Source organism: Caproicibacter sp. (assembly GCF_046707225.1).
Taxonomy (GTDB): Bacteria; Bacillota; Clostridia; order Oscillospirales; family Acutalibacteraceae; genus Caproicibacter.
This window is the reverse complement of record NZ_JBJKOP010000036.1, coordinates 309,544-321,829: the sequence shown is the minus strand read 5'-3', so window position 1 is coordinate 321,829 and position 12,286 is coordinate 309,544. Positions and strand designations below refer to the sequence as shown.

Annotated in this window: 10 protein-coding genes; 5 read left to right on the top strand and 5 right to left on the bottom strand. The window is 48.5% G+C overall.

Translation table 11 applies throughout. From position 1 onward, the window contains the following. Positions 1 to 39: 39 nt before the first annotated feature. On the top strand, positions 40 to 1,416 hold the full coding sequence (locus ACLQ3M_RS10725; protein ID WP_411677679.1) for an MDR family MFS transporter: 1,377 nt from the start codon (positions 40 to 42) through the stop codon (positions 1,414 to 1,416). Between the two features lie 99 nt (positions 1,417 to 1,515). On the opposite strand, the gene ACLQ3M_RS10720 is transcribed toward ACLQ3M_RS10725, so the two are convergent. From ACLQ3M_RS10720 to ACLQ3M_RS10700, 5 genes are all read right to left on the bottom strand, one after another. Beyond that, complete coding sequence (locus ACLQ3M_RS10720) at positions 1,516 to 2,508, bottom strand: ABC transporter ATP-binding protein (RefSeq protein ID WP_411677678.1); 993 nt, start codon at positions 2,506 to 2,508, stop codon at positions 1,516 to 1,518. Beyond that, complete coding sequence (locus ACLQ3M_RS10715) at positions 2,505 to 3,491, bottom strand: ABC transporter ATP-binding protein (RefSeq protein ID WP_411677677.1); 987 nt, start codon at positions 3,489 to 3,491, stop codon at positions 2,505 to 2,507. The genes ACLQ3M_RS10720 and ACLQ3M_RS10715 overlap by 4 nt, the downstream gene beginning before the upstream one ends. 14 nt (positions 3,492 to 3,505) lie before the next feature. Further along, on the bottom strand, positions 3,506 to 4,429 hold the full coding sequence (locus ACLQ3M_RS10710) for an ABC transporter permease (protein WP_411677676.1): 924 nt from the start codon (positions 4,427 to 4,429) through the stop codon (positions 3,506 to 3,508). Between the two features lie 5 nt (positions 4,430 to 4,434). Beyond that, complete coding sequence (locus ACLQ3M_RS10705; RefSeq protein ID WP_411677767.1) at positions 4,435 to 5,451, bottom strand: ABC transporter permease; 1,017 nt, start codon at positions 5,449 to 5,451, stop codon at positions 4,435 to 4,437. A gap of 167 nt (positions 5,452 to 5,618) precedes the next feature. Next, positions 5,619 to 7,217: an ABC transporter substrate-binding protein gene (locus ACLQ3M_RS10700; RefSeq protein WP_411677675.1), complete on the bottom strand. Its 1,599-nt coding sequence runs from the start codon at positions 7,215 to 7,217 to the stop codon at positions 5,619 to 5,621. 700 nt (positions 7,218 to 7,917) lie between these two features. On the opposite strand from ACLQ3M_RS10700, the gene ACLQ3M_RS10695 reads away from it, so the two are divergent. Genes ACLQ3M_RS10695 through ACLQ3M_RS10680 form a run of 4 tightly spaced genes read left to right on the top strand, consistent with a single transcriptional unit; the run spans position 7,918 to position 12,247 of the window. After that, positions 7,918 to 8,925 (top strand): glycosidase, encoded by a 1,008-nt coding sequence (locus ACLQ3M_RS10695; protein WP_411677674.1) that lies wholly within the window; start codon positions 7,918 to 7,920, stop codon positions 8,923 to 8,925. Positions 8,926 to 8,973: 48 nt separating this feature from the next. After that, positions 8,974 to 10,014, top strand: coding sequence for a sugar phosphate nucleotidyltransferase (locus ACLQ3M_RS10690; RefSeq protein ID WP_411677673.1), 1,041 nt, complete (start codon positions 8,974 to 8,976; stop codon positions 10,012 to 10,014). Between the two features lie 32 nt (positions 10,015 to 10,046). Next, positions 10,047 to 11,207 (top strand): glycosyltransferase family 4 protein, encoded by a 1,161-nt coding sequence (locus ACLQ3M_RS10685; RefSeq protein ID WP_411677672.1) that lies wholly within the window; start codon positions 10,047 to 10,049, stop codon positions 11,205 to 11,207. Next, a complete protein-coding gene (locus ACLQ3M_RS10680) occupies positions 11,204 to 12,247 on the top strand; it encodes a glycosyltransferase (protein WP_411677671.1) in 1,044 nt (347 codons plus the stop codon). The genes ACLQ3M_RS10685 and ACLQ3M_RS10680 overlap by 4 nt, the downstream gene beginning before the upstream one ends. Positions 12,248 to 12,286 lie beyond the last annotated feature (39 nt).

Sequence of the window (12,286 nt, the reverse complement as noted above, 5' to 3'; positions counted from 1 at the left end):
TATACTTTATATTAATATATTATATAGGAGTGAATACGATTGAATCAAACAAGGATCAAGCATCTGATTCCGATTTTTGCCGGCTTAATGGCGAGCCTGCTGATCTATGCAATGGACTCCACTATTTTCAGCACTGCCATGAAAAAAATTGTGGAAGATATCGGAGGAAAAGACTATTACGCCTGGCCCTTTACTTCCTATCTTCTGTTTTCAACGATTGCAATTCCGATTTCCGGGGCCATTTCTGATCTTCAGGGACACAAACCGGTTTTCCTCTGCGGGATTGCCCTGTTTCTGTCCGGTTCCGCTCTGTGCGGAATATCTGGGAACATGACGGAACTGATTTTATTCCGGGCATTGCAGGGAACAGGCGGCGGCATCATCGTAGCGGGAGTCTTTACGATCATTGCGGACCTGTTTCCGCCGGCAGAGCGCGGAAAATATACGGGAATCGTGTCTTCCATGTACGGTCTCGCTAATCTGATCGGCCCGGTGACCGGCGGCTTCCTTTCCGACCGGTTTGGCTGGAGATGGATTTTTTATATCAATCTGCCGATTGGCGTCTTTGCTTTTCTCGCTTTGTTTTTCACACTGCCTGGCAATCGGCCGGATTCAAAACAAAAGACCGATCTTTCCGGCATGATTGTCCTTGCTCTGATTTTATTCCCGGTTCTGACTTCCCTCAGCCTTGCCGGAGCCGTGCTGCCCTGGAACTCGCCGTGGATCGTTGGAATGGCGGTTTTTGCCGCCCTGATGCTTCTGATCTTCATCCTTTTGCAGCGCCGGGCAAAAAATCCCGTTCTTCCCTCTGCATATTTTACCGACCGCAGAATCAACATGGCGCTGGCCTTATCGTTCTTTAACCAGATGAGTTTAATCGGCGCAGTCGTTTATCTGCCTTATTTTGAACAGAATATTCTTAAGATGAGCGCAACCGATTCGGGCTTGGTGCTGGCGCCGATGATGGTCAGCCTGGTCCTTGCCGCAAACATCGTTGGGCGATTGATTTCCCGGACCAATCAGTACCGCATCTGGTCATTGATCGGTTTTTGCTTAATCGGTTTCAGCATGTGGCGATTTTCCGTCATGGACAAGTCAACCGGTTACTCCGTTTTGATCTTGAATGCCGTTATCATGGGTTGGGGCGTTGGAATGAATATGCCTGTAGGAAATGTCAACGCGCAGAATTCAGTCTCCAAATGTCGGATCGGCTCAGTAACATCCGCCGTAACCCTTTTTCGAAATATCGGGACGGCAACCGGGAGCGCATTTTTTGGAACAGTCCTGACAGCACGAAATGTGATCGGATGGGAAATTTCCGGAGTCAACCGTGTATTTCAAGTGGGAATCGCAGTGGCGCTATTGGGGATACTCTCTTCTTCTTTCCTGCGCGACGCGAAGCTTCCGGAATCCTAATAAATTTTATTGCAGCTGCGCCCAAAATCAAAAGCCTTTATTCCTCACCAATTATATAAAATAAGAACAGCGTCCGAACTAAGCGGACGCTGTTCTTATTTATTGTTGCCCCGATGTGTTTTGCTCGTCGTACAGATGGCATGCCGTATAATGTCCCGGCATAATCTCTTTCAGCTCCGGTGTTACTTGATGGCAAATATCCATGACCCGACTGCACCGGGTACAAAAACGACACCCGGACGGAGGATTGATCGGGCTTGGAACCTCTCCCTGCAAAATGATGCGCTCTTTCTTCTTTGTAGGATCAATGAGTGGAATTGCCGAAAGAAGTGCTTTGGTATATGGATGAAGCGCATTGGAATACAGCTCCTTTTTGGGGGCGATTTCCAACATTTTTCCCAGGTACATGACGCCGACCCGGTCGCTGATATGTTTGACCACGTTCAGCCCGTGTGCAATGAACAGGTAAGTCAGCCCAAACTCATCTTTCAGATCGTCCAGAAGGTTCAGTACCTGTGCCTGAATGGATACGTCCAACGCTGAAACAGGTTCGTCGCATACAATCAGCTTTGGATTTGCGGCGAGCGCTCTCGCAATTCCGACGCGCTGGCGCTGACCGCCGGAAAACTCATAGGGAAAGCGGTTGCGCTGATGCTGTGCAAGACCGACGCAGTTAAGCAGTTCAATCACACGGTCTTCCACTTTGCCCTCCGGCAGCAGATGATTAATCCGGATCGGTTCCGCAATAATGTCACCGACCGTCATCCTTGGATTCAGGGAAGCATAGGGGTCCTGAAAAATCAGCTGGATATCCTTGCAGTACTTCCTGCGTTCTTTCTCGTTCAGCGCGGTCAGGTCCGTTCCGTCGTACAAAATCTTCCCGGAACTCGGCCGGTAAAGGTTTACCAGCATTTTTCCAAGCGTGGTTTTTCCGCACCCTGATTCCCCGACAAGGCCAAACGCCTCGCCCTTTTGAATTGTGAAGGAAACATCCTCCACCGCCTTCAGTACGGAGGTCGGCTTTCCAAAGAAATTGGTTTCCACAGTAAAGTGCTTTGACAGATTCTGAATCTCCACTAAAGTATCGCTCACCGGTTCTCCGCCTCCTTTCCGGCTTCCTGATTGTAGAGGAAACAGCGCACCTGATGCCCGCCCACTTCTTTCAGTTCCGGCATTTCAAGGGTACACCGTTCCATGCAGCGGTCACAGCGATCGGAAAACGGACAGCCCTGAGGCATATGTAACGGATTTGGAACCATACCTTTGATCATATAAAGCCGTTCCCCGCTTTCGTCCTCAATTCGCGGAATCGAGTTAAGAAGCCCAAGCGTATACGGATGCATCGGATTCGCGAACAGGCTTTTTACATCCGCTTCTTCCATAATCTGACCGCAGTACATGACGATAACGCGATCCGCAGCCTCCGCAACAACGCCGAGATCGTGCGTAATCAGCAGAACGGCCATATTAAATTTCTCACGCAACGAATATAACAGCTCGAGAATCTGAGCCTGGATCGTCACGTCCAGAGCGGTTGTCGGCTCGTCGGCAATCAGCAGCTCCGGATTGCAGGCCAGCGCCATCGCGATCATAACACGCTGGCGCATGCCTCCGCTCATCTGGTGCGGATAATCATTGGCGCGCTGCCCGGGGGAAGGAATGCCGACTGTTTTCAGCATTTCAACCGTACGGGCAAGCGCTTTTTTCTGGGACAGCTTCATGTGGGTCATAATACTTTCAATAATCTGGTCCTTGATTCGATAGACCGGATTCAACGAGGTCATCGGCTCCTGAAAGATCATCGAAATCTGATCCCCGCGGATCTTTTGAAGTTCCTTTTCGCTCTTTTTCAAAAGATCTTCGCCTTTATACAAAATCTCGCCATCCACGACTTTGCCGGGCTCCTGCAAAAGTCCCATGACGGAAAGCGAGGTTACGCTTTTTCCGGAACCGGATTCTCCTACAATCGCAAGGATTTCTCCTTTTTCAATGCCGAAACTGACGTCGTTCACAGCGTGCACAATTCCCTTTTTCAGTTTAAAATCCGTTTTTAAATGGTTCACTTCAAGCAACATGATTCCGTACCGCCTTATCTTAATCTGGACTTTGGGTCAAGCGCATCACGAAGTCCGTCGCCGAACAAGTTAAACGCCAGAACCGTAATCGTAATTGCCACACCGGGAAAGACCAGTGTGTAAGGAGCGGAAAAAATAAATCCACGCGCCCTGCCCAGCATATCGCCCCATTCGGCGTAGGGCGGCTGAACGCCTAGCCCCAGAAAACCAAGGGCGGCCGTATCCAGAATGGCGGAGGAAACCCCAAGCGTCGCGCGAACCACGATGGAAGACACAACATTAGGCAGAATATGTTTAAATATAATGCTGTAATCATTGTTGCCGATGACCCGAGCCGCCTGAACATAATCGTTTTCTTTCGCGGAAAGAATACTGCCGCGGATGATACGGGCATACTCCGGGATTGAAACCAGACCGATCGCGATAATCGCCTTGTCGATTCCCTTTCCCAACGCCGCCATAAAGGCAATGGCAAGCAGAATGGAAGGAATCGCAAGCATCATATCCATAAAGCGCATAATAATCGTGTCCGTCTTCCCGCCGCGATATCCCGCTATGGAACCAAAAACGACGCCTATGGTCATGGAAATCGCAACCGCCGCAATTCCGACGAACAGCGAAATTTTGGTTCCGTCAAGTACACGGCTGAAAATGTCGCGGCCTAATTGGTCTGTTCCGAACCAGTGTTGGCTGTTGGGCGCGACAAAGCTCTGGGATAAATCGGAATCATTCGGGTCGTACGGCAGAATCCGCATTCCCATCAGTTCGCTGGCCCAGACAACAACCGCGACAACGGTAAGAATCAGGATGAGATACATTCCCGCAATCGCAGCCTTGTTCGTTTTTAAAGCTTCCCACATGGCTTTGACCTGCGACTCCGGCTTATCCGCGTTCCGTTCCGCCTGTACCGGCTTCTTTCCTTCTTTCACCTGGCTCATACAGGCTACCCCTCCTTCTTAGCGTATTTAATACGGGGATCAAGGAACGCATAAATAATATCCACCGCAAGATTTACCAGAACATAAACAACCGCAATCAGCAAAACTACCCCCTGCACAACTGGAAAATCGGATTTCAGAATGCAGTTGACCGTATATGCCCCGATCCCCGGCCAGGAAAAAACGGTTTCCGTCAGAACCGCTCCGCCAAGAAGACTGCCAAACTGAAGGCCGATGACCGTCACAATCGGGATCAGCGCGTTGCGAAGAGCATGTTTACGAATCACCCGCCGGTTGGTTATCCCCTTTGCCCTGGCGGTTCGAATATAATCCTGGCTCATGCTTTCCAACATGCTGGAACGCGTCATTCTCGTAATAATCGCCATGGAATACATGCCGAGCGCGAGCGCGGGAAGAACCAAATGCCTCAGCGCGTCAACCAAAGCATTCATATTTCCTGTCAGGAGGGAGTCGATCAGATAGAATCCCGTAATCTGCGTTGGCTGGTACAGCGGATTTAACCGGCCTGTTGACGGCAGCCAATGCAGTGTTCCCGAAAACAGAATAATCAGCAGAATGCCGAGCCAGAAAATCGGCATGGAAACACCGATCAACGCAAGGATCCTTCCGCCGTTGTCAAAAACCGAATTCTTTTTGACGGCAGACACAACTCCAAGAAGAATTCCTAATAGTGAAGCAAAAATGATCGCCGCGATTGCCAGTTCTATTGTAGCAGGAAAACGTGAAAAAATCTCCTGAGTAACCGGCGCTTTTGTATAATAAGAGGTTCCCAGATTTCCGGTCATCGCATCCTTTATGTAATTGATATACTGAAGCCAGATCGGATCATTCAGGCCGTTTGCCTGTCTCCATTCCTGCATGGATTGCTGCGTCGCATGTTCGCCCAGAACAATCGGCGCCGGGTCTGGAGAAAACACACGCATAATCAGGAACACAATGATGGAGACACCGATTAATACAGGGATCAGCATCAAGATTCTTTTGATCATATATTTTATCATTTGCATCAGCCTTTCCGCCTTAGGCACTCGATTTTGAACAGTAAACCGCTGTTTAAAATCGAACGCCCTGCGGCAATTCAGGTAAGGTGTACTCTCTGCAAACAGCTTGTGCCGGGCATCGCATCAAAGCAAATGCCCGGCGCTGCCGCATTCATTTAAGCTTTCTTCTAGTCTTTCGAAACCCCTACAAGCGGGACATCACCGGTTACATGATAATAGAAATCATGGATATTCGGACGATAGCCGCAGAGGTTCTGCGCGTGGGAAATCGTCAGCCATACATTATCCTCGGCGGCGATTTTCTCAAGCTGTGTGTAAATCGCGTTGCGCGCGTCGCCTTCGGGAGTGGAAAGGCCCTGTGCAATCAATTTGTTGAATTCAGGATTTTTGTAACGGGCGACGTTCTGGCTGGGGTCGTCCACGGACATCAGACTCATGAAGTTGTCCGGGTCACCGTTGTCGCCGTTCCATCCGTAGAAACAAATGTCGTAGTCGCCCTCGGTTACCTTTGATTTATATGTCGTCCAGTCGTAAGAATCAATTTTGCAGGTCACGCCAACCTTGGACAGATAACCCTGAATCGCTTCTGCAAGAGCCTGCCCGTTTACGGTATTGTACGGTCTTGGGTTCGTATAGGTAATCATATGAACCTGAGTCAGACCGGCGGCCTTTAAGGTTGCCGCAGCGGCGTCAGCGTCATAGGCAGTCTGGGTAATGCTCTTGTCGTAGCCGCCAATAAAAGTCGGAAGGATGGAGGTTGCCGGCTCGGAATAACCCTGATACAGACTCTTGACGAGTTCCGGAACATTTACGGCCTGTGAAATCGCTTTGCGGAGTTTTGCATCATTAAACGGAGCCTTGCTGGTGTTATACGCCATATAGTTGGTATTCATGCCCTTTGCCTGATACAGCTTGTTTCCTGCGCTCTGAATCTGGCTGACGACCGTCGCGTCAATACCGTCGATCATATCCGCTTCGCCGTTATTCAAAGCAACAACACGCGCGGAGTTATCCGCAATGAATTTGAAAACGACATTTTTGCATTTGGCTTTGTCGCCCCAGTAATTATCATTCCGGATCAAAACGATGTCTTCGCCCTTATCCCAGCGAACGAATTTGAACGGACCCGTGCCGCAGGGAGCCTGGTTAACATTATTATTATTGTCCTTCAAGGCTTTCGGGCTCACGACCGGCGCGCCGAAAACCATGGCCAGATTTTTCAACAGCGGAGTGCAGGACGAATTCAATGTGATTTTTACCGTATTTTCGTCTACCGCCTCGGCACTTTTCACAGAGCTGTAAACAAAAGAAGCATAGGACATATCTTTTGTCACTTTAGGCGGAAGCTGACGGTCGATGTTATAGACAACCGCGTCCGCGTTGAAATCAGTGCCGTCCTGGAATTTTACGCCTTCCTGAAGATGAAACGTGTATGTAAGCCCATCGTCGCTGATATCCCAGGTTTTCGCCAGGCAGGGTTCGACTTTGGTGGAATCCTTGTCGTATTTCAGAAGCCCTTCATAAATGTTGCATGTAACTTTGGCGGATTCGCCATCGTCGACAAGCGCGGGATCCAGTCCTCTCGGTTCAGCGCCCTGCGCATAGGTCAGAGTATCGCTCGCTTCGGATTTCTGGCTTGGCGCCGCCCCGGACGCTGAACCGGAAGCTGCGGCGGGGCTTGCTCCGTTTCCCGCACATCCTGCAAGTGACGCGAACGAGATTGCACCAGCAAGCACAAACGCAATCAATTTGTTCATTTTCTTCAATCCATAACACTCCCAACATTCTTCATAATAGACTATGAGCAAAAGGCGTCTGACTGATTTTTGTCAAACGCCCTCTGCATCCTTGGACATTATTTTATCATGTTCCGCCTTTTCAATCAATAGTCAGCAAGAGTAAAATTAAGAAATTTATGCGTTATTTCTTTCATCATCTGCAACAAAAAAATTTAATCATGCATTTTTGCATGTTATAATTGGAATGCAGCATAAAATTTGGCTGTAAAGTAAGACATCGAAACAGCTTTTTTGAAAATATTAGAAAATAAATGATTATTACAAAAAAAGAAGCAAATTATTATTGAATCCTACAATTTAACATAAAATTAAAAAAGATTTTTTGTTTTATATTGACAATTTTACGTAAAGCCTGTAAAATATTGTTTTGGAAGTTGAATCAATGATCCATCATTTTCACTTAAATTGATTACAAGAGTAGCATTTGGACACATACTTCTTTTCACAAAACGGAAAACGCCTTCAGAATCTGAAGGCGTTTTCCGTTTTTTTAGTTAAATAACAATTATAATTTTCAGGAATGATTTATTACTTTGGATTAATACTAATTAAGGATGTAAACGGTCCAAATCAAAAGACTGCATTACCGGCCGCCGCTTTAATCGGCTTTTCAATTACGGTCGGCTTGCTTTTTATTTCTCTTAAAAGAGCATGAAAGAGGCACATCATGAGACATTTTGAAACAAGGCTGAAAAGCAACGACAACACCTATAAGGAATTGTTTCTCCGTTACCCAAACAATCCGATTCTGACCGCAAAGGACTGGCCGTACGCGGTCAATACTGTATTTAATCCTGCAGCAACTGTTTTTAACGATAAAATACTTCTTCTCGCGAGGGTCGAAGACCGGCGGGGCTTTTCTCATTTTACAAAAGCCATCAGCGATGACGGTGTAACCAACTGGCAGATTGACAAATGTCCCACACTGGAAGCAAATCCGGATTACCCGGAAGAAGCATGGGGAATTGAAGATCCGCGGATTTCGCGAATTGATGAACTGAATCGCTGGGCTGTGGTTTATACATCGTTTTCGCGTTCCGGCCCGACAGTTTCGTTGGCACTGACAAAAGATTTTGTCAATTTTGAAAAAATGGGTTCCATTATGCCGCCTGAAGATAAGGACGCTGCGCTCTTTCCCAAAAAATTTAAAAACAAATGGATTCTAATCCACCGGCCCATTGGAACTCACATTGGGAACGTCGCTCGCCTCGGGCCGGGCGCCCACATCTGGGTTTCCTGCTCCAGCGATTTGAAATATTGGGGCGACCACAGTATTTTGATCAATGCGAGAAGCGGCGGCTGGTGGGATGCCAATAAAGTCGGACTGTGCTCTCAGCCGCTGGAAACTCCGGAAGGCTGGCTGATTCTGTACCATGGGGTAAAGCGAACCGCATCCGGTTCCATCTACCGGCTGGGGCTTGCCCTTCTTGACCTTGAGAACCCGTGGAAAGTACTGCATCGCGGCGATGAATGGATTTTCGGGCCTGAGGAAAGCTATGAACGTGAGGGTGATGTACGGGATGTTGTTTTCCCGTGCGGATGGGTACTGGATAAACCGTCCGGGAAGGTAAAAATGTACTACGGCGGCGCCGATACCTGTATCGCGTTGGCAACCGCATCCGTCAGTGATTTACTGGAATATATAAAGAGCTGCCCGGCACCAAAGGATCAATGAAGCCGAAGCAGCTCATCAATTCTGATTGAAAAGCAAGGGGGAAATCGTATGAAAGCACTTTTTCTCGCAGGGGGAAAAGGGACGCGTCTCAGACCTTTGACGGACCATCTTCCGAAACCGATGGTCCCCGTTATGGGCCGGCCGCTTCTGGAGCGCAGTATTGAAGCACTGAAAGAATGCGGCGTAAATAAAGTTGTATTCAGCACCGGCTACCGTGCTGATGATATTGAAAAATATTTTTCCAACAACGAATTTGGCGTCAACATTCATTATGTCTGTGAAGACATTCCTTTGGGGACAGGCGGCGCAATTAAAAACTGCGCCGACTATTTTGACGACACATTTATCATTTTTAACTCCGATATTGTCAGCAATATCGACCTGAACGACATGATCGAGTTTCACAAGAAGAAACGGGCGGACGTCACCATTGCGGCCACACGGGTTCCAAACCCTTCCAGTTACGGAGTGATCGAATATGACGAATTCGGCTTTGCAACCACATTTACCGAAAAGCCAAAACCAGGAGAAGAAAAATCCGATTATATCAATGCCGGAATTTACGTTTTTAATCCGAAGGTACTGGACCTGATTCCTTCTAACCGGGTTGTTTCCGTTGAAAAGGAGACGTTCCCGGCTCTTTTGCGGAATGGGTATAAAATTGCGGTCTACCGCGGAGGCACCTACTGGATTGACATCGGTACGCCTGAAAAATATATGCGTGTTCACGCCGATATTTTCAGCGGACTGTGTAAAATACCGGAGAACAATTTTCTGACGAATCGTATCTATGGTCTGGAAAAAATTCAGATTCACGATACCGCGAAGGTCATCGAACCCGTATGGTTTGGTGACGATGTCCGGATCGGAGCCAATGTTACTGTCGGGCCGAATGTCGTTGTCGGCAGCGGGTTTGAAAGTGGAAGGGGGTGCGTCATCAGCGACAGTATTCTTTGGAACAACGTTTCGGTTGGCAGCGGGGTAAGCATCTCCAAATCCGTTGTCACCGCGGGGTGCAGAATCGGAAGCGGTATTCAGTGCGCGAATACCATCTACTCCCAGGAAAGCAAACGGCATCTGGTTATATAATCAGCACTTATGGAAGAAAGGATTGTAACAAATTGAGTCAAGAAAAAAAAATCAAAATCCTGTTTTTAAGCACCTATCCCCCGCGTGCCTGCGGAATTGCAACCTTCACACAGGATTTGATCTGCGAACTTGAAAAGACCGGGCAGGTCGACACATCGGTAGCCGCGGTCAGCGATTCGGAGTATTCCTATCCTCCCAGAATCAAATTTACAATTGAACAGCAAAATGAAGAAGCATATGCCGAAGCCGCAGAAAAAATCAACAGCTCCGGCTTTGATCTTTTAATGGTTGAGCATGAGTACGGGATTTATGGGGGAAAATGGGGTAAATTTCTTTTGAATTTGACCAGCAGGCTGAAAATCCCCTACTTTGTCACACTCCATACGGTCCTGCCGAATCCGGCAGAATCACAGAAAGAAATCATGAGCACTCTGGCTGCCAAAAGCCGAAAGATCATAACCATGGCAAGCAACACCGTGGATATTCTGCAAAACACTTATGGAATCGAGAAAACAAAAATAGAAGTGGTTCACCATGGGGTTCCCGAATATCCATCTGCCGAACGGGATACTTTGAAAAAAGAGTTAGGGCTGACCGGCCGCTTTATTGTCAGCACCTTTGGACTCATCAGTCCGGGAAAAGGGCTGGAGTACGGGATAGAAGCGATCGCGAGAGTAGCCAAAAAGCATCCGAACATTTTATATTTTATTCTAGGCCAAACACATCCCGTGGTAAAGCGAAGGGACGGTGAAAAATACCGCGAAAAATTGGAACGCACCGTAAAGAATTTCGGTCTGGAAGAAAAAGTCCGTTTTGTAAACCGCTATTTGAAAATAGAAGAAATCATCCGCTATCTTCAGTTATCCGATGTGTATATGACGCCGTACCTTGGCAAAGACCAGGCGGTCAGCGGAACTCTCGCCTACGCGGCGGGATACGGCAGGGTAATCATTTCTACTCCTTACCTGTACGCCGAAGAAATGCTGAAGGACGGAAGGGGCCTTCTGGCCGACTTCCGCAGCCCCGCGACACTTGCCGAACGGATTGAAGAAGTTATGACACACCCGGAACAGCAGGAAGAAATGGAAAAACGAACACAGGAACTTGGTAAAACAATGTACTGGGGAGAGGTCGCTCTTCATTATTTGCATCTCTTTCAAACAGAACTTCAGAGAGGAGAACCACCGGCATGAATGAACTGATTGACGACAGGTATGTTTTTCGCATCACCGACGATACCGGCATGCTTCAGCATGCCGTTTCAGGTGTGCCGGACCCAACGGAAGGCTACACTCTGGACGACAACGCGCGGGCTCTGATTATGGCGGATCTGCTGTACGAGCTGTCCCCTGAAAAGAAATATGAAGATCTTCTTTACCGCTATACCTCCTTTTTATTGTTTGCGCAAAAAAGAGGCTGGTTCCGAAACTTTATGGGCTATGACCGAAGGTTTCTGGAAAAACGCGGTTCGGAAGACTCCTTTGGGCGATGTATCTGTTCGTTGGGATTTACCGCCGGCCGCAAGGACCTCCCATCTTCCATTTTACAGGCCTCACAAAAGCTGCTCTCCAAAACGTATCGAAGCTGTTCCACCCTTTCGTATCTGAAAGGGAAGGCCTATGCGCTGACCGGCCTGCTGCTGTGGGGTGACCCGGCCGGGCTGCCCGGAGCAGAAACCCTGTGTGACTCCATCGTCGATACATATGCGCAGAGCCGCAGAGAGGATTGGCGATGGTTTGAAGACCAGATGACGTACTGCAGCGGGATACTTCCGCTTTCGCTGTTATGCGCCAACGAAAAGGCACATCAGAAAAAAACCGAAAGCGTCGCGCTCGAAAGTCTCGATTTTCTGCTTTCAATAACCATAAGAGATGGAATTTTCCATCCGATCGGGTGCAAGGGATGGTATCAAAGAGGCGGCTCTCCCGCCGAATTCGACGAACAGCCCGTGGAAGCCTGCTGCACCATGCTTGCCTGCCTTGCCGCGTATCGTCTGACCGGGGAACCCGGGTACCGCGAGTCCGCAGTACGGTGCTATCGCTGGTATTTAGGCGACAATTCACTGAAAAAACCGCTGATTGACCGGGAAACCGGCGGCTGCCGCGACGGACTGACCAAAAACGGGATAAACGGGAACGAAGGAGCGGAGAGCATTGTCTGCTGGATAATATCGGCGCTCATGGCAAAAAAGGAAAAGCTGACCGACGACAATTTTACGTCAGCTCCGTCCTGAGAATCTTCAACAAGAAACGGGAAAAGTCTTTTGAAAAGG

Coding starts and splice junctions, on each gene's coding strand:
- ACLQ3M_RS10715 (WP_411677677.1), bottom strand. CDS start 3,491: ATGTTGCTTGAAGTGAACCATTTAAAAACGGATTTTAAACTGAAAAAG.
- ACLQ3M_RS10710 (WP_411677676.1), bottom strand. CDS start 4,429: ATGAGCCAGGTGAAAGAAGGAAAGAAGCCGGTACAGGCGGAACGGAAC.
- ACLQ3M_RS10705 (WP_411677767.1), bottom strand. CDS start 5,451: ATGATAAAATATATGATCAAAAGAATCTTGATGCTGATCCCTGTATTA.
- ACLQ3M_RS10695 (WP_411677674.1), top strand. CDS start 7,918: ATGAGACATTTTGAAACAAGGCTGAAAAGCAACGACAACACCTATAAG.
- ACLQ3M_RS10690 (WP_411677673.1), top strand. CDS start 8,974: ATGAAAGCACTTTTTCTCGCAGGGGGAAAAGGGACGCGTCTCAGACCT.
- ACLQ3M_RS10680 (WP_411677671.1), top strand. CDS start 11,204: ATGAATGAACTGATTGACGACAGGTATGTTTTTCGCATCACCGACGAT.